Source organism: Paenibacillus selenitireducens (assembly GCF_002021565.1).
Lineage (GTDB): Bacteria > Bacillota > Bacilli > Paenibacillales > Paenibacillaceae > Paenibacillus_K > Paenibacillus_K selenitireducens.
On the sequence record NZ_MSZX01000004.1, the window covers coordinates 248,439 to 269,321 of the forward strand.

Annotated in this window: 28 protein-coding genes; 15 read left to right on the forward strand and 13 right to left on the reverse strand. The window is 43.8% G+C overall.

Features of this window, described 5'->3' with window-relative positions; genetic code table 11:
• Positions 1–62 precede the first annotated feature (62 nt).
• Positions 63–497, forward strand: coding sequence for an N-acetyltransferase (locus tag BVG16_RS11600; RefSeq protein ID WP_078498841.1), 435 nt, complete (start codon positions 63–65; stop codon positions 495–497).
• Between the two features lie 60 nt (positions 498–557).
• Here the strand turns inward: BVG16_RS11600 and BVG16_RS11605 are convergent, their stop codons facing one another.
• Both BVG16_RS11605 and BVG16_RS11610 read right to left on the reverse strand, forming a co-directional pair.
• A complete protein-coding gene (locus tag BVG16_RS11605) occupies positions 558–1,181 on the reverse strand; it encodes a copper amine oxidase N-terminal domain-containing protein (RefSeq protein ID WP_078498842.1) in 624 nt (207 codons plus the stop codon).
• A 295-nt stretch (positions 1,182–1,476) separates the two neighbouring features.
• On the reverse strand, positions 1,477–1,698 hold the full coding sequence (locus BVG16_RS11610) for a hypothetical protein (protein WP_078498843.1): 222 nt from the start codon (positions 1,696–1,698) through the stop codon (positions 1,477–1,479).
• A gap of 219 nt (positions 1,699–1,917) precedes the next feature.
• On the opposite strand from BVG16_RS11610, the gene BVG16_RS11615 reads away from it, so the two are divergent.
• The 3 genes from BVG16_RS11615 to BVG16_RS11625 are packed head-to-tail and all read left to right on the forward strand — an operon-like array spanning position 1,918 to position 3,525.
• Entirely contained in the window at positions 1,918–2,427 is a 510-nt protein-coding gene (locus tag BVG16_RS11615) for a phosphoesterase (RefSeq protein ID WP_078498844.1), read from the forward strand.
• Between the two features lie 19 nt (positions 2,428–2,446).
• A complete protein-coding gene (locus BVG16_RS11620; RefSeq protein ID WP_078498845.1) occupies positions 2,447–2,701 on the forward strand; it encodes a hypothetical protein in 255 nt (84 codons plus the stop codon).
• A 2-nt stretch (positions 2,702–2,703) separates the two neighbouring features.
• Positions 2,704–3,525, forward strand: a complete 822-nt coding sequence (locus BVG16_RS11625) for a GNAT family N-acetyltransferase (protein WP_078499101.1) — start codon at positions 2,704–2,706, stop codon at positions 3,523–3,525.
• On the opposite strand, the gene BVG16_RS32780 is transcribed toward BVG16_RS11625, so the two are convergent.
• The gene (locus BVG16_RS32780) at positions 3,522–3,695 is read right to left on the reverse strand and encodes a hypothetical protein (protein ID WP_158081673.1); all 174 of its coding nucleotides are present in this window, start codon (positions 3,693–3,695) and stop codon (positions 3,522–3,524) included. The genes BVG16_RS11625 and BVG16_RS32780 overlap by 4 nt on opposite strands.
• Before the next feature lie 134 nt (positions 3,696–3,829).
• Here BVG16_RS32780 and BVG16_RS11630 point away from each other — a divergent pair, with 134 nt between their 5' ends.
• On the forward strand, positions 3,830–4,207 hold the full coding sequence (locus BVG16_RS11630; protein WP_078498846.1) for a hypothetical protein: 378 nt from the start codon (positions 3,830–3,832) through the stop codon (positions 4,205–4,207).
• Between the two features lie 82 nt (positions 4,208–4,289).
• Here the strand turns inward: BVG16_RS11630 and BVG16_RS11635 are convergent, their stop codons facing one another.
• The gene (locus BVG16_RS11635; protein ID WP_078498847.1) at positions 4,290–4,466 is read right to left on the reverse strand and encodes a YjfB family protein; all 177 of its coding nucleotides are present in this window, start codon (positions 4,464–4,466) and stop codon (positions 4,290–4,292) included.
• Positions 4,467–4,609: 143 nt separating this feature from the next.
• Here BVG16_RS11635 and BVG16_RS11640 point away from each other — a divergent pair, with 143 nt between their 5' ends.
• Both BVG16_RS11640 and BVG16_RS11645 read left to right on the forward strand, forming a co-directional pair.
• On the forward strand, positions 4,610–5,998 hold the full coding sequence (locus BVG16_RS11640) for an MBOAT family O-acyltransferase (protein ID WP_078498848.1): 1,389 nt from the start codon (positions 4,610–4,612) through the stop codon (positions 5,996–5,998).
• A 15-nt stretch (positions 5,999–6,013) separates the two neighbouring features.
• Complete coding sequence (locus BVG16_RS11645) at positions 6,014–7,501, forward strand: copper amine oxidase N-terminal domain-containing protein (protein ID WP_078498849.1); 1,488 nt, start codon at positions 6,014–6,016, stop codon at positions 7,499–7,501.
• Between the two features lie 21 nt (positions 7,502–7,522).
• Here the strand turns inward: BVG16_RS11645 and BVG16_RS33105 are convergent, their stop codons facing one another.
• From BVG16_RS33105 to BVG16_RS11665, 4 genes are all read right to left on the reverse strand, one after another.
• Positions 7,523–7,936: a hypothetical protein gene (locus BVG16_RS33105; protein WP_078498850.1), complete on the reverse strand. Its 414-nt coding sequence runs from the start codon at positions 7,934–7,936 to the stop codon at positions 7,523–7,525.
• 94 nt (positions 7,937–8,030) lie between these two features.
• Entirely contained in the window at positions 8,031–8,369 is a 339-nt protein-coding gene (locus tag BVG16_RS11655; RefSeq protein WP_078498851.1) for a L,D-transpeptidase, read from the reverse strand.
• Positions 8,370–8,561: 192 nt separating this feature from the next.
• The gene (locus BVG16_RS11660; RefSeq protein ID WP_078498852.1) at positions 8,562–8,999 is read right to left on the reverse strand and encodes a hypothetical protein; all 438 of its coding nucleotides are present in this window, start codon (positions 8,997–8,999) and stop codon (positions 8,562–8,564) included.
• A complete protein-coding gene (locus tag BVG16_RS11665) occupies positions 8,996–9,733 on the reverse strand; it encodes a uracil-DNA glycosylase (RefSeq protein ID WP_078498853.1) in 738 nt (245 codons plus the stop codon). The genes BVG16_RS11660 and BVG16_RS11665 overlap by 4 nt, the downstream gene beginning before the upstream one ends.
• 457 nt (positions 9,734–10,190) lie before the next feature.
• On the opposite strand from BVG16_RS11665, the gene BVG16_RS11670 reads away from it, so the two are divergent.
• The 4 genes from BVG16_RS11670 to BVG16_RS11690 all read left to right on the forward strand — a co-directional run bounded on the left by BVG16_RS11670 (position 10,191) and on the right by BVG16_RS11690 (position 12,461).
• Complete coding sequence (locus tag BVG16_RS11670; RefSeq protein WP_078498854.1) at positions 10,191–10,634, forward strand: GNAT family N-acetyltransferase; 444 nt, start codon at positions 10,191–10,193, stop codon at positions 10,632–10,634.
• A gap of 52 nt (positions 10,635–10,686) precedes the next feature.
• On the forward strand, positions 10,687–10,923 hold the full coding sequence (locus BVG16_RS11675) for a DUF3892 domain-containing protein (RefSeq protein ID WP_078498855.1): 237 nt from the start codon (positions 10,687–10,689) through the stop codon (positions 10,921–10,923).
• A gap of 555 nt (positions 10,924–11,478) precedes the next feature.
• Positions 11,479–12,039 carry a stalk domain-containing protein gene (locus tag BVG16_RS11685; RefSeq protein WP_078498857.1) on the forward strand — a complete coding sequence of 187 codons (561 nt, stop codon included), beginning with the start codon at positions 11,479–11,481 and terminating at the stop codon, positions 12,037–12,039.
• 104 nt (positions 12,040–12,143) lie between these two features.
• A complete protein-coding gene (locus BVG16_RS11690) occupies positions 12,144–12,461 on the forward strand; it encodes a DUF1292 domain-containing protein (RefSeq protein WP_078498858.1) in 318 nt (105 codons plus the stop codon).
• A 61-nt stretch (positions 12,462–12,522) separates the two neighbouring features.
• On the opposite strand, the gene BVG16_RS11695 is transcribed toward BVG16_RS11690, so the two are convergent.
• Complete coding sequence (locus BVG16_RS11695) at positions 12,523–12,942, reverse strand: DUF1885 family protein (RefSeq protein WP_078498859.1); 420 nt, start codon at positions 12,940–12,942, stop codon at positions 12,523–12,525.
• 221 nt (positions 12,943–13,163) lie between these two features.
• On the opposite strand from BVG16_RS11695, the gene BVG16_RS11700 reads away from it, so the two are divergent.
• Together BVG16_RS11700 and thpR are read left to right on the forward strand one after the other, a co-directional pair.
• Positions 13,164–13,454, forward strand: coding sequence for a DUF3055 domain-containing protein (locus BVG16_RS11700; protein WP_078498860.1), 291 nt, complete (start codon positions 13,164–13,166; stop codon positions 13,452–13,454).
• 93 nt (positions 13,455–13,547) lie between these two features.
• Positions 13,548–14,132 (forward strand): RNA 2',3'-cyclic phosphodiesterase, encoded by a 585-nt coding sequence (gene thpR, locus BVG16_RS11705; RefSeq protein WP_233147005.1) that lies wholly within the window; start codon positions 13,548–13,550, stop codon positions 14,130–14,132.
• Between the two features lie 48 nt (positions 14,133–14,180).
• Here the strand turns inward: thpR and BVG16_RS11710 are convergent, their stop codons facing one another.
• The gene (locus BVG16_RS11710; RefSeq protein WP_078499103.1) at positions 14,181–15,656 is read right to left on the reverse strand and encodes an aminotransferase class I/II-fold pyridoxal phosphate-dependent enzyme; all 1,476 of its coding nucleotides are present in this window, start codon (positions 15,654–15,656) and stop codon (positions 14,181–14,183) included.
• Between the two features lie 221 nt (positions 15,657–15,877).
• Here BVG16_RS11710 and BVG16_RS11715 point away from each other — a divergent pair, with 221 nt between their 5' ends.
• Entirely contained in the window at positions 15,878–17,134 is a 1,257-nt protein-coding gene (locus BVG16_RS11715) for an MFS transporter (protein ID WP_233147006.1), read from the forward strand.
• 104 nt (positions 17,135–17,238) lie between these two features.
• Here BVG16_RS11715 and BVG16_RS11720 read toward each other — a convergent pair whose 3' ends face one another.
• The 3 genes from BVG16_RS11720 to BVG16_RS11730 form a co-directional block, all read right to left on the reverse strand.
• Positions 17,239–17,880, reverse strand: coding sequence for a YktB family protein (locus BVG16_RS11720; protein WP_078498862.1), 642 nt, complete (start codon positions 17,878–17,880; stop codon positions 17,239–17,241).
• A 20-nt stretch (positions 17,881–17,900) separates the two neighbouring features.
• A complete protein-coding gene (locus BVG16_RS11725; protein WP_078498863.1) occupies positions 17,901–18,548 on the reverse strand; it encodes a response regulator transcription factor in 648 nt (215 codons plus the stop codon).
• 69 nt (positions 18,549–18,617) lie between these two features.
• On the reverse strand, positions 18,618–19,772 hold the full coding sequence (locus BVG16_RS11730) for a sensor histidine kinase (protein ID WP_158081674.1): 1,155 nt from the start codon (positions 19,770–19,772) through the stop codon (positions 18,618–18,620).
• 174 nt (positions 19,773–19,946) lie between these two features.
• Between BVG16_RS11730 and BVG16_RS11735 the strand changes: the two genes are divergently transcribed.
• Entirely contained in the window at positions 19,947–20,882 is a 936-nt protein-coding gene (locus tag BVG16_RS11735) for an ABC transporter ATP-binding protein (protein WP_078498865.1), read from the forward strand.
• Position 20,883 lies beyond the last annotated feature (1 nt).

The window sequence follows — 20,883 nt, forward strand, 5'->3', positions numbered from 1 at the left end:
TTTGGATTTATTCTTATTGTACATGATACAATGAGTAAAACAATCATAAAGGTGATGTGCAAATGATATTGAGAACCTATCAAGAAAATGACTTGGATCGTATGGTAGATATTTGGCTAGAGGGCTCCCTTCAGGCTCATGATTTCATTGATAAAGCGTATTGGGAGTCCAACCAACAAGAAATGAAAAATGTTTATCTTCCCATGTCGGAAGCCTATGTCATTGAAGAGGCAGGAAGCATTGCAGGCTTTGTCGCTGTTGTAGATCATTATTTGGCAGCGTTGTTCGTAGACCCTAAGGTGCAAGGGAAAGGATATGGGAAGAAGCTTCTGGACCACGTGAAAGAGCGGCGGGACATATTGGAATTAAAAGTGTATCAAGAGAACGAAAAAGCGGTCCGCTTCTATCAAGCGCAGGGATTTACAATTACTGAAGAGCTTGTAGATGAACATACGGCTGCGAAAGAATATGTTATGACTTGGCGGATTATGGACTAGCGAATGGATAAAAGATTTGAAAGAGTAAGAGAGTCGAGGTTTGACTCTCTTAGGTCAACGTTAATATGTAATGTGTAATGAGTTCATATTTTGATCAAATACAATACTAGCTCCAAGTCCTTTTGCTAGAACCTGCACAGGCACATAAGTAACATCTTTAATGATTTTCGGTGCTGCATTCATTGTTTCAGATATCCCATCATAAAATACTTTTTTGCTTCCAAGCGTCAAAGTGACTTTCCGCAGATCTTTGGTAATGGTGATCGTTCCATGATCCTTGTCCCAATCAATCGTTGCGCCCATGCCTTCGGCAATTTCGCGAAGAGGAACCAGATTTGTATTTTGATAAATGACGGGTTTACTGCTGAAGTTGATCTGATTATCGTTCACATAAACGGATAGAGTAGATTGCTGATAAGTTGGTGTCGATGGTTTCGGCGCAGCCTTTTTTGTAGTTGAAGACTTTGGTGTTATTTTGCTGCTGGATGTGGATCGGTTGGAAGAGGATGCTCCCCCGCCATTATGATAGTGGTACTCCCCGTACTCAAGCCCCCATTTTTCGCAATTCGTTCTACAAGTATGCCCGCCTTTTGAATCTGTTCGCCCAGGATGAGCCAATGCTGCACTTGAATTACCTATGATTAAGAATAGTGCTAGAGAACCAACTAAGATTTTTTTGTTCATTTTGCTGCTGCTCCTTTAGTAATATTTCCCTAGTTATTATAGCACGTATTTATGTAACAGAGGCTAGGTTTATAACAGATCATTGAATTCTGTACGGCATTGTGCACCGATCTACTGCTTCCATGCAACCTTTTTCCCTCTTTCCTCGTTACATGTATTGGAAGAGTCTATGGAGTTCATCCTCATTATCGTACTTCTGTTGTTTTCGATTTACATTCATTCCGAATATGGTTTCGCTGTGAGCTTTCCGATGAAGAATCCCAAAAAAAATCCCCCTACAATGAGGGGGTATCTTTTATATAAGAGCAATGGCTAGTAATGTGAATAAGCTGAGGGTTATTATATCATCGTTGAAGCCAAAGAATCCTGAGGTTCTTGCACAATTGCTGCTGTCTCTTCGTAAAAATACATGATTGCGATCGACATCGGTAATGACACCTTCATGCGTCTCGCCATGAACAGTTAGAATGCGAACTCTGCGATCCTTGCATCTCAGACAATGGTAGTATGCTTCCATTGATTTCGTCCTCCTTATATGGAACTAAGACATTGTATTAGAAGTTTGACGAGCAGGTGTCGGCTATATGACCCCTCTATTTCTATTTTGTGGCGAAAAGGCTGGATACCCAAGCCATGACCGTAGAGTTCTTGCAGTGCAAATGCTTTTTTGCTTTAATCAAATAGAAAGATAAGTGTGTAAAGAACGATGCCCATAGGGCTGAGAGGATGGGACTTCATGTCTAAGGTATTCTTTATATCCGACCATCATTTTGGTCATGGAGGTATCATTGACTTCGAATCCAGACCCTTTAAGACCGTCGATGAGATGAACCAAGTGATGATGGACCGTTGGAATGCCGTCGTCCTTCCTGAGGATAAGGTATTTCATCTAGGAGACTTCTCTTTTTTGAACAAGGAGAAGACGGCTAACATTGTGAATCAATTACATGGTTATAAACACCTGATTCTTGGGAATCATGATCGGGGACGTGCGAGAAGCTGGTGGTTGGACGTTGGGTTTGATGAAGTAAGTGAGCATCCGATCATTTATAAAGATTTCTTTTTTCTAACGCATGAACCCATGTATATGAATAAGCACATGCCTTACGTGAATGTTCATGGACATATTCATGGTCAGAAGTACGAGGGGAAGAATTACTTTAATGTGAGCGTGGAGCATTGGGAGTATACACCGATTACATTTGAACAGATTCGGGATTCGGTTGTGGCCGATGAAGAACAGTAAAGCTTAGGGGGATATCCAAGTGAGTGAAGCGATACATCAAGAGAACGCGCTAGTAGGTAATCGTATTCAAATTACGGGAAATACAAATGATCATCCATTTGAAATCGGACAAGTGTTAATCGTGACGAATTGGTATGATTTTGAACCAGAAGACGGGGAATTCGGCGTAGAGGCAGCTGAACATATGGAAACAGAACACTGGTTCGTTAGACATGCGGACTACATCGTCATTGAGCGAAGCAGTATAATAACTGAGGACGATAGCTGTGGGTGATCATGATGAGACCATTAAATCAATTACAACAGACGATCGTCAATAATTTGATTCACAAAGTGACTTACTTGCCTCTTCGGTTAGAGGGAACGGAAGTCATAGAAACCCTTGATTACGTGAGGATTGATTGTGGTCTGCCGGCAGACACGTTTAATATCATTGTCTTTCGTGGGGAAGAATCGACGTTATCTCAAGAAATAACGACGGAGATTGAAGCGTTCCTTGAGAAGAAGTTCCCTATGGCGGTATGGTGTTGGGACCATTTGAATCATGAGTTGGATCAGGAGCTGCAAGAAGCGGGGCTTCAAGAGGCGGAAATTAACATTGCGATGGTGGCGAATCTAGAGTCATCCAGTCCATTGTTGCGATTACCTGAAGGTCTTCAAATAAAAGAGGCTGTAACTTCAGACGAGATCAAGCAGTTCGGTGAGGTATTGTCATCGTTATTTGGTACTTCAGAGGAGGCTGACCATGTCCGGTCCTTTTATAGTAAGGTGGCAGCGCTTCCGTTCGAGGAAGATTTGCTGTCAAACCTATATATTGCTGAATACCAAGGGGATGTGGTCACAGTTGGCTCTCTGGTGTTCGCCGAGGATAGCGTAGGCTTTTATGACATAGCAACCAAAGAAGAATATCGGGGAAAAGGATTCGGAACGGCGATGTTTCATTACCTTCTCCAAGAAGCACAGCAGCGTGAATGTAAACTGGGAGTGCTTCAAGCATCATCAGACGGCCTGCACATTTATGCCAAAGCAGGTTTTCAGCCTGTGGGGCAGTTCAAAGTGTTCGAAAATCGCCACCTTTTGGAGATAAATACACCCTAAGGTGTTAGATCATCCGTACTTGAATCAATGATAACGCTGTAGGGCTTATTATCGAAGGAATGGTCGATATTGTTAATGATGTTTTCGGTTTTGATCAGGGTCTTATCTGTAAATCCGAGATCGTTCAGAATTTTGGGATCGGTCACTTGATCTAAATCATCATGTTTCATGGCGTTCGCCTTCTTTCCAGAATAGGTTATCACTAGTATTGTCCGATGCATGCGGCAAATATGTGTAAGAGAACATCAATGGAGCGTAGGCTAACGATAACTTTCAAATTAATCAAAGGCGGGATAAGCATATCATGAGTGATCCGACGAATGAAGGTACATTAACCGAGGCGATTTCTGGCAAATGGCATCGTCTGGAGGCGAGCATACGAAAAGGAACGTTTCTCATCGAACTGTCCGACACATTATTGCTCAATGTCCATGTGAATACCAAGAGTATCGATATTTTAACGTTAGATAACCAAGGTGTCTTTCGTTACCTGGCAGACCTATCGTTTGAGATGCTCGATTCCGAGAAGAAATTTATGCTGCATAGTCTGGGTATTGATCATATTCACTTCAATAATCGGGATATTCGTGTCGACAATCCGAATCACGAGCTCTCGACGGTATTTGTGCAATTGAGCTTGGAAAAACGTAAGCAGACCGAGCAGAAGCTTCTAGGTAAATAAAGGTACGAACCGTCAAATGTAAAATAGAAAGCCCTGATTTTCTTTTCCAATGTGAAAAGGGTCAGGGCTTTTTGGTTTTTTATTAGATTTTGATATCCAAATTTCCTCCAACATGAGGTTGCACGCTTTGTGCCATCATTTTCGCAAGGTCTTGCCCTTGCTGTGTTGCTTGATCATTGGACATTTTGAGAAGTTGAATGCCTACAGCTTGTGAAAGACTATTCTGTTTCATAACTGTAGAAAGTGTTGAAATATTCATGACTGACTGCCTCCTTTATATAGGTTCATAGAGTATATCGGCAAAAGTATCGGTTTAGATGAATGAATTGGGTTGACAATCTGACACCGTCAAAGGTATATTTTAGGAAATTCTACCCAGCATTTAACAGAAAGAGGGACAAGATGCTTTTTAATTCATATGCATTTATTTTTGTGTTTTTTCCTGTTTCCGTCATGGTGTATTTTGTCTTGAATCGCATGAAATGGATTTTGGCATCCAAAGTATGGCTTGCGCTGGCTTCCTTGTTTTTCTATGGATATTGGAATGTAAAATATGTACCGCTCATCCTAGGTTCGATTGTGTTTAATTATACGGCTGGTTGGTTACTGAGCGCCGTCTATGCGGATAAGCCAAGGCAGCGTAAGCTTACGTTGATTATAGCCATATCCATGAATCTACTTTTACTAGGCTATTACAAATACGCAGGGTTCTTCTTGGAAAATTTGAATACGCTTTTAGGCGGTCACCTCACGGTTATCAAGTTCGTGCTTCCGCTAGGAATTAGCTTCTTTACTTTTACGCAGATTGCTTATCTCGTTGATGCCTATAAAGGGAAGGTCAAAGAATATAATTTCGTGGCTTACGTGCTGTTCGTGACGTTCTATCCGCACTTAATAGCAGGTCCCATTCTCCATCATAGCGAGATGATGCCGCAGTTCGATCGGTTGCGCAATAAGCTCTGGAATTGGGGAAATGCCTCGAGAGGGGCGTATATCTTCTGTATCGGGCTATTTAAGAAGGTTGTGATTGCGGATACCTTCGCGGAATATGCGAATACAGGATTCACGCATGCGAGTTCATTCATTGATTCGTGGGTTGCCTCACTTTCGTATACGTTCCAATTATATTTCGATTTCAGCGGATATACGGATATGGCGATCGGCATCGCTTTATTCTTCAATATTATTTTACCTCAGAATTTTAATTCGCCGTATAAAGCCCTGAATATCCAAGACTTCTGGCGGCGATGGCATATGACCTTAAGTCGGTTTTTACGAGACTATATTTATATTCCGCTAGGCGGAAATCGTAAAGGTACGGCCGTTGCGATTCGGAATATTATCATTACGTTCTTGCTCGGAGGGCTATGGCACGGCGCAGGATGGACTTTTATTCTTTGGGGACTCATGCACGGGGTCGGACAGGCTGTTCATAAGTTATGGATGAAAGTAGGTAAACCTCTGCCGAAATGGCTTGCTTGGGTCATCACATTTGGATTTATCAATGTAACGTGGGTATTCTTCCGGGCAGAGAATTGGGGTCAAGCAACTCGTATTTTAAAAGGGATGTTCGGCGTACAGGGACTCACGGATGCGGGAATCTCCCCACTCGTACTCCCAGCCTTGCTCATCATCGTCTTCTTGCCGATTGTGCTGTTCGCATCCAATTCATCCGAACGATCGGAACGCTATGAACCCAATTGGCGAATACCCGCGGTGATGGCTGTTATGTTCGTCGTGTCTTTGCTGTATTTGAATCGAATAACCGAGTTTCTTTATTTTAACTTCTAGAAAGGCGGGACTGCGATGGATCCTATCTTATCCAAAACTCAAACCCTAAATCGCCCGAGCCCGAAGTCAAGGCCATCCTATCAAACACGATCCAAGAAGGCTTTGCTCCTATTCGTCATCTTATCCTTGGTGTTCTCTTCCCTGCTTATTGTGATCAATGTGGTTATCGATCCTTTACAAGTCTATCATAAAGCAAGCTGGTACAAACCGATTTTCTCGAGGGAGGAACGGTACCAGAACCCAGGTCTTGCGAAGAATTATGACTACGATACGATCATTATCGGGACTTCTATGACTCAGAATTTTCGGCCTTCTGAGGTAGGGCAGATTCTCAATGGGACAACGATGAAATTGTCAATGGAAGGGTCTACGGCAGACGAACATTATCAGATTGCGAAGTTGGCGTTATCTACCGGAAAAGTCAAAAAGGTCTTATGGGGGTTAGATTATTTCTCCTTGAAGACCAATACGGAGGAAGCTGTAGAACAATTCCCGAAATATCTGTATGACGATCAAATTTGGAATGACTATCAGTACTGGTTCAATTATTCTACATATGCTTTACTGATGAAAAGCCTGTGGCAAATGATAAAAGGGGCCAATAATACCAATCTTGACCTATTAAATAACTGGAATAATAGTGCGACATTCTCCAAAGAGAAGGTAGCTGAAGCCTACGACAAGGCATATCAAGAGGAATACTATTTTGGTCTGAATGAAGAGGGTCTTGAGGTCGTACAGAAGAACTTCAACGATTACATTTTCTCTTTGGTGAAAGCGTATCCTGATGTGGAATTTTATTTCTACTATCCGCCGTACAGTGTCCTCCGACAAGTGGTTTGGTATAACACGAACCATGAACGATTTACGAATCAACTCGATATGCGAAAATGGATGTTTGCACAATTCTCCACTGTATCGAATGTGAAGCTATATGATTTCCAATCGGAATCGGAATGGACCTATCAATTAGGGTTGTATGCGGACTTGTCGCATCATCATCAGGATGTGAATTCTTGGATTGTACAGGCGATTGGCCGCGATGATGGCAAATATCGAGTGACGGAACAAAATATCGATACTTTGAATAATCAGTTGGAACAGGATGCCGAATTAACGTTGTTGAATAATCAACACGAAGCGCTTCGATTAAAGGTTCAGATGTATAATGAATCCGTAACTTTCACGAAACCAAAGCTTATCGGGGATAAGGAACTGCTTGTCCCTGCGAAGGAAGCGGCGAAGGCGCTCGGATTGAACTTAGACTGGAAACAAGCCACCCACACAATTACATTGAAGAAGGAAATGAATCGATTAGAAATGACGGTTGACTCCACGCAAGCGAAAACTTCTAGTGGAGCAATTACGCTGGAGACGGCCCCCGTATTTATCCAAGGGAAAGTATATATTCCGTTGGTTGCTGTCTCTTCGATATTAGGATTCACAGCAAATCCCCGAATCGAGGGGCACGAAATCTATATCAACATCAATCCCCTTCGATGAAGGGGATTGATTCGTTTGACGTTATTTTTTTGTTTTTTTCTTATTCCGAATGTGTACCGATGGGTTCTGACGATGACCTGGTCCGCCACCGTGGCCGCCGCCATGCTCACCATGCATGCCATGACCGCCATGCTCACCGCCATGCTCACCGCCATGCTCACCGCCATGCTCACCGCCATGCCCACCTTGCATGCCATGACCATCATGACCGCCATGGAAATGCTCATGATTGAAGTCCCCATGAAAACCATCAATGAAAAAAGGAAAAGCAAAAGGGAAGTACGAAGGATAGGGGTAAGGAACAGGGTAAGGAGCAGGATATCCATCTGGATAAGGATAATTGGGATAAGGTTGGTAAGGATATTGATCTGCATACTGATCATATGGATAATATGGATCATAAGGATTTTGGTAGCTAGTAGGCATATATGTCATTGTGATTCAGCCTCCCGAGGTTACGTGATACCATAGCCTATGCAGCACGTATCATACAGGACACTTGCCTAGTTCAAAATGGGCACCTACGGATTTAAGGTCGAATCGTTACACGTGTATGCAGGGGGACGATCGAAGCGAGTTCTAGTACATTTTCGTTATGCATTCGAATACATCCATGAGATACTTCTCTTCCGATGGAGGAAGGATCATTTGTTCCGTGAATCCCGTAATGCGGCTTGGATAACCCCATCCAAAAGGCGCCAAAAGGCCCTCCTGGGTTCGGAACTTTATTGATGATTTCATATTCTCCTTGCGGTGTCTGGGTGAGCATCTTGCCAATTCCAACAGGGTAGCCACGCACCACTTTATTTCCATCGAGTAGATATAACATACGCTCGGATAAGTCTACAATAATGCGATATTCCGGCATCACGGTCTCCTCCTTTTCTACATCCTATTCATCCTGAAACATTTGGTTGAACCCACAGAAAATGATTGTATCTATGTACTTGCCCAAACCTTCGGGGTAAATCTGCCATCGTCTTCATGCAGCCGGGAATCTCTCCTATAAACAAAAGGTAGCCCCTTGGGCTACCTTTTGAAAGTTGAATGGGGTGGAAATTTAGGATTCAAAATGAATCCCTAACATGGATTTGACGATAAATTGGCAATCTGCTTTGCGAAAAGTCTGACCATCCTTCATGGTAACATCATCTGCGGTATGATGGATCATTCGATTCTCAAAGCATAATATGTGATCTTCTTGCCATACGGAAACCGGAGACTGAAAATATATCGCGTTATCGAATTGCACTGCAGCATGCATGACAAAACGTACGTTTCCAGATTTGTAGGAAGGGTCTGATGCAAGATCCACAGGTTTATCGATCGGATCAAGTACATCTACCTTGGCAATGGTGTCAAACGGAATCATCGTACCATCGGGTGCAAGGGTGATTATTTCGTTCGCCTCATCCCATGTTTGGACAAGACCGACCGCTACATGCTGCATATCCTGGCCATAATAGATTTTAACCTTTTTTCCTAATAAATCGTTCATCCTTGATGCTCCCTTAGTACCGAATCATTGCAATCACCATTAATAGTAGCAAAATTTTCATATTTGGCAAGATTCCAATCGATGGTTTCCATTCCTTTTTGGCGTAAAAATTCATTCGTACGAGAAAAAGGGCGACTTCCAAAGAAGCCTTTTCTTGCCGACAGGGGACTTGGATGGGCGGAAGATATAATACAATGCCGGTCGGGATCGAGCGAAGCTGCTTTTTGTTGGGCATGATTTCCCCAAAGCATAAAAACGAGCGGTTGCTCACGTTGATTTAACGCATGGATGACGGCATCCGTAAACGCTTCCCAGCCTTGGCGTTGATGTGAAAATGCCACCCCGGATCGCACCGTCAGTACGGTGTTCAACAGCAATACCCCTTGATCAGCCCAAGAGGTCAGCGTTCCATGTTCAGGAATATCATAGTTCAGGTCCGAATTCAATTCTTTATAGATATTTCGAAGAGATGGGGGGATTCGAACACCGGGCTGTACGGAAAAACTCAGTCCATGTGCTTGATTCGCTCCGTGATAGGGATCTTGCCCGAGTATAACGACTCGAGTGTTGGTGTAAGATGTGCGAGCAAATGCTTCAAATATATGAGATCGCGGAGGGTAGATGGTTTCATTCGCATACTCCCCTTCTAACCACTCCAATAGCTTCTGCATATAGGGCTGCTCCAGCTCACCAGCAAGTTGAGTATTCCAATCTTGAGGTAATGTCAAGGGCATGATGATACTCCTTTCAAGCATGATAAACGCGATCAAACATCGGACTATTTCTCAACGAGGGCTCATAAAGTGACTGTAAGATGTAATTTTTGAGCCATGGAGGAGGATGTCTATTATGGATGCTGGGCTGTTTATCGGTTGGTTAATCGGTTTTCTAATCCTCGTGTGTATCATAATCTGGTTGCTTGCGATTTTCGTGAAACGGGGTCGAGGATGATCAACGGTCAATCATCTTCCCATTTGCGTGAATAAGCCTTCCGTGTTACCCATAAGGTGACCCAAGTAATCAGAGCAATAATAACAATCGAGCCTGTAATGGCGAAGAACAAAATGGCAACCCCCTTTCGCTACAACCAGATGTGTTATGCCACCAACTATACATCAAAATTAATATTTTGTATAATCAGGGTTGTTACAAAATATTGATAATTAATTGATTCTTGGTAGAGGTGAAATGATGACAGCAAAGATTATACAAGTAAAGACAGATGAAGATTTGAAAAGATGCCTCGCCATTCGGAAAGAAGTATTCGTGGTCGAGCAACTCGTTCCAGAAGATCTGGAGTATGATGAATACGATACGGTGGACGGGAAAGCTTATCACGTTCTTTTGGAAGACGAAGGACAGGCTGTAGCCACGGGTCGCCTCATCATTTATCATGAGCATATGGCTAAAATGCAGCGGATTGCCGTAGCGAAATCACATCGCGGTCTTGGATACGGAAGCGTACTTCTGGTAGCCCTAGAACAAATTGCAACAGATTTAGGACTTAGCGATTCAATCTTAGATGCACAATGTCAGGCGGAACAGTTCTATGGAAAGCTCGGCTATGAAGTAATCTCAGAAGAGCCGTTCTACGATGCAGGCATTTTGCATGTCCGTATGAAAAAGCCTTTATAAGGTCACACTATTCCCTTAGAACCATCATTTGACTCCAGAGGAGCGTGTTGAAGTGGAAGGGAATGTACGAGACACCATTGTGGCTGTTCAAAAAAATGGCGATGGAGATATTCAGCAATTCAAAACATCATCCGGACGTGTTATGAATTATTCGGAAGCCTTGCAGGCCGTACAGAACGGCGAAATCGCAGGCGTGAACGCGTTTAAAGGAAGAGATGGAGAGACTTATATTCGCGGAGATGCGGATGGAGACCCATCGAATAATTTGGACAACTTACCGACGTTTTAACTTAGGCTAAGCGATCTGTTGGAGGTATTATCTCTGACAGGTCGTTTTCTTTTTTCCCGGAGAACCAGTGGGCTGGACATTTCATATGATGAAGGGAATCCATCCCAACGTATGAAAAGAGTTGATCGCATTGGCTAAAGGTAAGGTAGTGAAAAAGAAAAAAAGTACGTCTGAGCGTGCACAATATAACATGAAAATCGTGACCTCGGACCGTTGTGAAGCATGCAAGCAGCAATGTGCGAGAGGGATCCGGTACATGGAGCATATGCGACTTGATGGTGCTATGGGAAAAGGTGTTCCATGTATTTTGACACGCACATTAAAATCCAAGTAAAAAGTTGGGAAATGAATGAGAAGTATTCATTCATTTCCCAGGCAACCGCATGAAGTAACAAGATTTATCACGGTAATTGGCATTATTTGTTTTTTCGACAACATCTACAGCCTTCATTCCACAGGTAATGTTATCCTATTATTTATTGGACAAGAGACCGCAACTATGTCGTCTTTTTGGAGTATAAACAGTAACTGAAACAATAATAGGGGGCTAGGTTTATGAAGGCAAAAAGAGTTTTAGTTGTAGCACTCGCACTCTCATTAATGGGGGGCTCCGTTATTTTTGCGGATTCCATAACACAAAAAATAAAAATGGTATTTAACGGGCAAGAAGTAGCGGACGGTGCTGTAATGATAGATGGCAAGACATACTTATCCATAAGTCAAGCAGGGAGTTCTTTGCAAGCACTCGTTGAGTGGGATGACGAAGCGAAGAAGGTAACAGTGAATAAACCTAATGTACATATGCTAACCTTTTCGGGGAAAGATATCTTTGGCGTGGTCAAACGAGGAGAATTCAAGTTCAATGTGATCTGTTCTGTAGACAATTTAAAAGTCGCTGCGGATTCAGTGAAAGTATCAATCATTGATCCCGCAGGGAAGGTTAAAGACATTCAAGAGTTGGATTTGAAGGAACGCAAAGAATATTTCATGTTCCAGACCCAAGAACTAACCTATGACTTTAAAGCTGCTGGTAAATACACGATTGCGTTTTTTGTGAAAGCATCCGGAAGCGGCGTTTATACCCAAGTAGCCGAGAAAGAAATCACAGCAATTTAATGGAATTTCATGAATCACACCGCCGAATCGATGTTTGACCCAGATTTATTTCCATGTTACGATACGGATGTGTGTACATAATTAATTGAAATGAGGGTTTACAGATGAGCGATCATAATCACGACGACAACTGCGGATGCGGTCACGATCATAGCCATGACCACGAGCATGAAGAATTCGTACTAACATTAACCGATGAGAACGGTAAAGAAGTGGAAATGGTACTCGTTGAAACTTTTAACTGTGACGATCGTGTATATGCTCTATTATTAGAGCGCAGCAATCCTGAAGCGGATGGCGTGATTCTTCGTATTGAAGAAGAAGACGAGGAAATGGTCCTTTACAATATCGAAGACGAAGCAGAGTGGGATCGCGTTCAAGAAGCGTACAACGAACTTGTCGCTGCTCACGAAGAAGCTTAATACGTATGGAAGCAAAATACCCGTTCGGTGGATACCGGGCGGGTATTGTTGTGGTTCATGATTATTTACGAGGATTGAAGTAAAGCGTGCGTCCGTTGAACATCTTCAATTCCGCTTTATTCTTACGTGCGATGAACTTACATAGTTCATTACCTTTAGATTTATCCCCATGTGTTGCATCTTCTGGAAGGACGACTTGAATATAGTGACGTTCTTTATCTTCTTCAACGTTGGATCCGACACCAAAAACGATGTATTTATAGCGCGGAAGTGTTCCTTTGAGATAAAACCACTGTTGTTCCTCACCTACTCGAGTCTCAACCGTGTAAGGAAATGCAGCTTCGGAATAATCCCAATCGAGCTGCTGACCTGTTAACGTCGTTTGCTCCTTGTAATGCATAAGCGACTGCTTCACTTCTTCAAGCGACATCGCGGGTACGGCTGATCCTTCGACAAATGTTATGAATGCGCTCTGACTCATCGTTCCCCCACCTCATATCTATAATTTCATGCAGTAAGGTTTTCTGATTCCATCTTATCCCAATAATACATCAACATCATAGCATCCTGTGCCCTGTTTGACAATCATTTCTATTTTCTGTTGTTCCAGGTATTGTCAATATAACCAATCTTGTGATACAATCATTAAAATATTCTGAAAATTCTGGCAGCCTTCGAAAGTATCGAGAGGAGGAATCTGTAATGTTTGAACATCTATACGATGAAGCAGAACAAGCCAACGTCAATTTTATCGGATGTATTTCAGAACGTGCAAGGTATGATTTCTCAATCATTTATTCCAAACATTTTTTTGGCAAACCCCTCGTGGTGTGTATGCAAACGGGGAGATCGGGTGTCGTCGGCGTAGAAGATCTCGACAATGTGGATTATATTCAGAACATGTTTCATATTACCGATTCGAAAATCGGTGAAGATTTAGCCGCATTATTGAAGTTGCGGATCTCAGGCGTTGGGATGACCGATCAATATTAAGCGAATTCACGGAAGCCAGGACACTCTTTAAGGAAACTTAGGAGTGATCCTGGCTTTTATTGTACAGACTGGTAATGGTAAAGGAGGAGCAGCATGAATAGGAAACAGGAGATGGGTGAACCCTCCGTACGTTTGTTTGTGGCGGTGCCATTAAGTAAGCAGGCAAGGGAAGCATTAGAACAGTGGACAGGCCATGCGAAGGCGGAAATTCCGTTCCAGCGTTGGGTGCATCCGTTAGATTATCATATCACATTGCAGTTCTTGGGCGATACGAAACCGGATCAGTTAGGTTCGCTGATTGAAGGTCTAAGAGCTGCGGTATCAACGGTTTCTCCCTTGGAGCTTTCTCTCAAAGGAATAGGTACGTTTGGCAGGGATATAGCTCCTCGCATTTTATGGGCCGGTGTTGGCGGCGATACTGGTGGACTTGAAGCGTTATTGAAGCAAGTACAGGAACGTACGAAACCATTAGGGTTTATATCCGAAGACCGTCCGTACCGACCGCATATTACGCTAGCGAAGAAGTACGGAGGAGATACGCCGTTCGCCATAGACCTATTGGATAGCAATCCCTTAGAACCAATAACATGGCTGGCAGATCGAATCATTCTCTACCAGACCCATATGGCGGAGCAACCGATGTATGAGGGGATCGAGACTTTTCCATTCACCAGATAGAACCAAAAAGGTCATGACCCGGGGTCATGACCTTTTGCATATCGTTGATTAGAAGATTGCTTCTGTCTCAACAATGACTTTTACATTCTGCACACTGCGATCCTCAGGACCTTTTACCGGAAGGCCGACTTCAACATGTTCCATGATGTAGTTGATATTCTCCTGCGAGATAACTTCACCAGGTAATAGAATCGGAATTCCAGGTGGATACACATAAATGAATTCCGCAATGATTCGTCCAGCGGACTCTTTGAATGGAATGACTTCGGTATCCCCATAAAAAGCTTCGCGCGGTGTGATCGATAAGTGGGGAATCTCAGGAATTTTGACGACGACGTCTTGTACTTCATTGATGTTATAGAATTCTTGAGACAACTGACGAAGTGCCGTCAATAAGGTCTCAATGGATTCTTGGTTGTCACCCGGCGTAACAAGGCACAAGATATTATACATATCGCTAAGCTCAACTTCGAGATTGAAGTGCTCACGCATCCAGTTCTCTGTCTCATAGCCCGTGATCCCGAGATGACGAACGTTTATAGTCACTTTTGTCGGATCGTAATTATACGTCGCTTCGCTGCCAAGAATTTCTTCGCCTGGGCAATATAATCCTGGAATGGAGTTAATAACAGTCCGGGCATATTGGGCTAACCGAATCGCTTCTTCGGCAATAGCATGCCCATTCAAAGCGAGGTTGCGACGTGATGTATCTAAGGATGCCAGAAGAATATAGGATGTTGATGTTGTCGTCAACATACTGATAATGGTCTGCACACGCTGTTGATTTACATAGCCGTTTTTGGTGTTGACATTTAAGATAGAGCTTTGAGTCATCGAACCGCCAAGCTTATGAACGCTTGTCGCGGCCATATCCGCGCCAGCTTCCATCGCGGACATCGGAAGCTCTTCATGGAAATGAATAAGCACGCCGTGTGCTTCATCCACGAGAACAGGGACGTTGAAGGAATGGGCAAGATCTACGATTTCCTTCAGGTTCGCACAATATCCATAATACGTCGGATTAATGACGAGCACAGCTTTGGCATCCGGATGTTTCGTTAAGGCTCTCCGTACAGAGCGGGTAGTGATCCCATGATCAATCCCTAAATTCTCGTCACGAGCAGGGGAGATGAACACAGGGCGCGCCCCAGAGAAAATAATCCCCGACATGATGGATTTATGCACGTTACGCGGAACAATAATTTTGTCACCCGGCGAACAGATAGACATGATCATCGTCATAATCGCACCACTTGTCCCTTGGACTGAGAATAAGGTGTAGTTCGCGCCAAAGGCATCTGCCGCTAGCTGTTGTGCCTCTTCAATGACTCCCGTAGGTTGGTGCAAGTCATCCAGGGGTGCAATATTAATCAAGTCTATGGAAAAGGCGTTATCACCTATAAATTCACGGAATTCTTGATCAGAGCCGGCTCCTTTTTTATGGCCGGGGATATGAAACTGAACGGGATTGCTCGCCGCATGCTGCTTCAAAGCTGTAAACAAAGGTGTGCGTGAATGATCCATTTCTTTCATCCCAACTTTCTGCAAATAATAAACACCATAAATATTAAACAAACAAGGATGAGTATAACAAATACAGGCGGGAATGCAAGAAGATTGTTGGTATGAAATTAGAACAATTTTATGAAGGTGTGAAAAAAATCCTTGAAATGGGTCACAATAGGAAGATGGACATCGTGTCGGCATGAACGAGCAGGATCATCTTGATGAAGGAGTTGACTCATTTGGAAAAGCCAAAAGCCATTAGTCTGCACCAATTGTTTTCTCCGTTTGTTATGGAACTACTTGTCATTCTATTTCTTGTAGAATTTGTGAAAGGTGCGTTATTGGTTACGATTCTACCGATATATATGGGGACTGTTCTAGGGCTCTCTGCCTTTGCGATCGGCTGGGCATTTTCGCTTCAATATATCGGGGACAACTTATTTCGAAGTCCGCTCGGTTGGATTATTGAGCGTGTAGGTTATCGCATTTGCATGCTTATGGGGCTCATTGTCACTTTTGTGGCAGTCGGGATCATTGCGATCACATCCCAGTTATATTTTATTATATTGGCATGTCTATTGCTTGGTATCGGAACTTCACCATTGTGGCCCTGCGTTGTGACGGGGGCGACCCAAGTAGCGGGGCAGGAAAAGCAGGGTACCGTTCTTAGTGTCGTATATGTGGCATGGTTGAGTGGAACAGGAGTAGGGCCCGTTGTCATTAACTTTTTTGTCAAACATTCTTATGCGCCGGCATTTCGATTCTTGCTGCTGTGTATGGCCTTAGTGACGATTGTCGCGTTATTTCTCCCAGGTCGCAAGCAGACGGAGGAACTTCATCGCAGTGAGAAAGAGGATTCCGCAGAAACCAAGCTGTCCATGGGGAACTTGTCCCAGAAGATCAAAGCAACGCTGCACGAGGTACGTAAGAATTTACACGTTAGCTGGTGGTTTTATGTTGCACTCTTCCTGCAGAATTTCTCGATCGGCCTCCTTACGCCTGTGATCACGCTCTATGCTCGAACCGTCATCGGATTAAACCCGACACAGTACAGTATTCTTTTAATTATCGGCGGAGGGATCACCGTGGTTGCGTTGATTCCGATGGGACGATGGGTGGACAAGATGGGTACGAAATGGTTCTTACATATTGGATTTGGTCTAACGGCGGCTACCTTGTTTGTATTTGCGACAACTCGTTCGATGCTTTTCATATACATTCTTGTCTGCATGCTGGGGGTTGGTTACGCTTTGATCATTCCTGCATGGAACGCCTTTATTGCTTCGGTCATTCCGAAGTCGGAGCGGGGGGCGATTTGGGGATTCTTCTTAACATTAGAGGGATCAGGTATGGTTGTAGGGCCGATTGTGTCTGGTCGTCTATGGGATATGATCGGATCGCATGCGCCGTTCTATGGCAGTGCATTAGGGTTATTAGCATTATTTTGTATTCATTGGTACATATCGTCGCGACCGCGCGTTACAGCCGCTTCGTAACGAGTGCTATGATGGAGAGCAGTACGTGAATCCTATAACGAAAAGAAAGAGGCTCATGCAGCGATTGCATGGGCCTCTCATCATTTGTTCGATAATCCTGTCTATTAAAATGCCAATTTATAGAGCGGTAATAATTGCTCAAAGGTCTGTTCAATGGTTGCGAGAAGCTGATCACCGTTAGCTAAAATAGGGTCATCACGCTCGATGCGTAATCCACAGAGCACTTCGGATTTCTGAACCTTCTCCAGCTTTTGAATGATCGTACGGAAAGCTTCCTGATCCATTTCGCTATGCAGCGTGCCTTCTGGCTTCATATGATCGAGCGACCAGAAGAAATGCGCTGGAATCGTTTTGCGAACTTCCTTCAGATGTTCATCGAGATGCTTCGCGAAAATTTTCTTATTATCACTTTCATAGATGACGGCGAAAATAATGAATAAATGAGATTCGAACATACCTACTTGAAAATGCGGATGCGCTTTGTATCCGCGTTTATTGTTCGCCCAAGCTACCCAGGTGTCATTCGGCGGATTAATCGTACGACGGGCGTGTTTGGCAACGTGAGGGAACATTTCTTCACCACATAGAACAGATAAATGGGGTGCGAGCTGCGTGCCGAGTTCCGTCAGTTTCGGTCGTACACGTTCGATGAGTTCGCTCATTCTTGCTTCAAGTCCAGGAATCGTAAAGACATCAAAATCCTGGGGAAGAAAACCTGTGAATTGGATTTGTGTATTTGCTGTCATGGATGTGTAAACCTCCTAAGTTACGTTAAGTAGAATATTGCAATTTGCGTTCGATCGCGCAGCGATAATTTGCTTAGAATTTCTGTAATATAGTTTTTAATCGTGCCTTCGCTTAAAAATAGGGTTTGTGCAATTTCTTTATTGGATTTGCCATCGGCAATCAGTTCTACGATCTGCTGTTCTGCGGGCGTGAGCTGATATGCTTCCAACTTTACTTTGCGAGAACCCGGCGAGTGGTCTGTACGAGGGCCTTGAACTAGCGTAGCCAGTTTTCTCGCCACGTCAGGATGTATCAACAGGTCCCCGCGATGCACCGTGCGTATCCCTTCAATAATTCGTTCCGGTGAAATGTTCTTCAGCGAATACCCGCCAGCACCGTATCGAATGGCTTCCACGATATAATCATCATCGTCAAACGTGGTGAGAATGAACACAGCGATATGCGGAGCATACTCTTTCAGAAGCCGCGTTCCTTGTACGCCGTCACATTCGGGCATGCGGATATCCATCAGAACAAGCTCGATGGTCGGATGCTGCTTCACAAACGCAAGGGCCTCTAAGCCATTGCCGCAGGTTCCAACAACTTCCAAGTCAGGTTGTAAGTTTAAGATCATTTTTAAGCTTTCACGAATGAAGGCATCATCATCCACAATGAGTACCTGGATCATACCATTTCTCCTTTAAGAGACATCTATTCGCAGTCGCCTCAACTTTGAAAGGCCTCGATAGAGGTTTTCTCATGAGTATACACGCTGCGTGGGATAATGCGGAAGCCTTGTAATCATACAAAATTGTTCTGTACTCGACCAATCGATTGACCCGCCAATAATATGAACTCGCTCTTCCATGCCGCGCATGCCAAGTCCTTGGCGGATCGAACCGCTGGGTTGGCTGCCATTATTGCATATTCGCATGCTGACTTGTTCAGGCTCATATTGAAGCGTAATGGTTACTTTCGTGGCTTGTCCATGGCGAATCGCATTCGTAATGGCTTCTTGGGCATTCCGGTAGAGAACATATTCAATGCTGGGATAAAGCGCATAAGGCAAGCCTTCCACTTGATAGGTAACCTGGATTCCTAAGGTTTCACTTGTCGTATGCATGAGTTGTTCCAGTGAGTATTGCTGCACTTCCTTCGCGGCAGGCGCGATTTTGCGAACCGTTCTGCGCAAGGTCTCCATGGAGTCGCTCATTTGGTCCCGTACTTGCTCCAATAAGGACAGAGCTTGTTCTGGCTGGGACGGGAAAATTTGCAGTGCAGCCTCTGTCATCATCTTCTGTCGAATCAAGCGATGGCCTAAGTCGTCATGGATATCCTTCGAAATACGATTTCGCTCTTCAAGCTGAGCAAATTGTTCGACTTGCTGCGCATATTGGACGAGCCTTCTTCTAGCATCTTCAAGTTCAAGGTGACTAAGACTTAATTGGTCATATAAGGTCTCCGCTTGGTATTTCTGGGTCGATGCAATACGAAGACATATCAGCAGCAGCCCCGTAAGGACAAACATGATATTTGCCGTCAGTTGCGTCGTTGCGGGCTGATGCATTATGGAGATGTTATATACAATCATCAAAAGAGCAATACCAGCGATTTGCTGTTTCAGCAGAGGCTGAGGAGCAGAGGTATCGAATAAGGAGATAAGAGTAGATAACAATGCGAGAAACATCATACCTTCGTAATGATAGCTTATATAGCCAACAAAACCTGATTCGATGATGAATAATCCCCAGATCAACCCTCCAATTCTTACAAACCTCAATCTAGCAAGGATGTGCATTGCTAGAATACAGATCATAAATATCGCAGGAGACCCTACATCTTGCCACCATAGCGTTCCGATGGCAGGAACCACGAGGAGCAGGTGGCGTGCCCAAGATAATATGGCGGACATGATACACATCCTTTATCCAATTTCATGGCTTTAGTATATCACAGGGAATCTTCCAAGGTCATAGAAATGACTTTTGTCACCTCCCATTTATGACGATTCGTACGTGTGGCACAGCCAAATTTTTCTTACAATGAATTCATAACAACGTAACGAAGCCGGAGAGGGGCGCTTGAAATGAGTTTTATTGAATTGGATCATGTATTGAAACGTTATGATACGAAGATTACGGTGAACCATTTAAGTCTTACCATCGAAAAAGGTGAAGTATTCGGATTGCTTGGACCGAACGGAGCAGGGAAGAGCACAACGATTCACATGCTGACCGGATTGCTTCCTTATGATCAAGGAGATATACGAATCGGGGGATTGTCCGTTAAAAAGAGTACGCTTGATATTAAGCGCCAAATTGGGTTGGTTCCGCAAGAGCTGGCCATTTATGAGACCTTAACCGCCCGTGAGAATGTAACATTCTTTGGCAGACTTTATGGGTTAAGCGGGAAGCTTCTTCGTGAACGGGTGGATGAAGCTTTGGATTTTGTGGGGTTAAGAGATCGTGCAGGGGATAAGCCAGCTTCCTACTCGGGCGGAATGAAGCGAAGATTAAATATTGCCTGTGCGATTATGCACCACCCGGAGCTTATCATTATGGATGAACCTACGGTTGGGATTGACCCTCAATCCCGCAACCATATCTTGGAGTCAATCAAGAAGCTGAACGAGATGGGTTCGACGGTTATTTATACGAGTCATTACATGGAAGAAGTGGAAGCGATCAGTACGCGTGTTGGTATCATGGATCACGGCCAACTTATTGCATGCGGAACAAAAGAAGAGCTGCTCGATCAAATTGGCCGTGACGAAACATTGTTTATGGCAACGCAGGATATGAAGGAACGGGCATTGGAAGAGCTTCAACAGCATGCACATATACGGAGTGTTCAGTTCAGAGAAAACCAATTGGAATTACTCCTACGACCGTCTGATACGGTATTGCAAGACATTCTATTTATCTTATCGAGCCATGAGGTCAAGATTACATCGTTCCAACGTGTCGAGCCGAATTTAGAGACACTATTCTTATCATTAACAGGGCGAAGCTTGCGAGACTAGG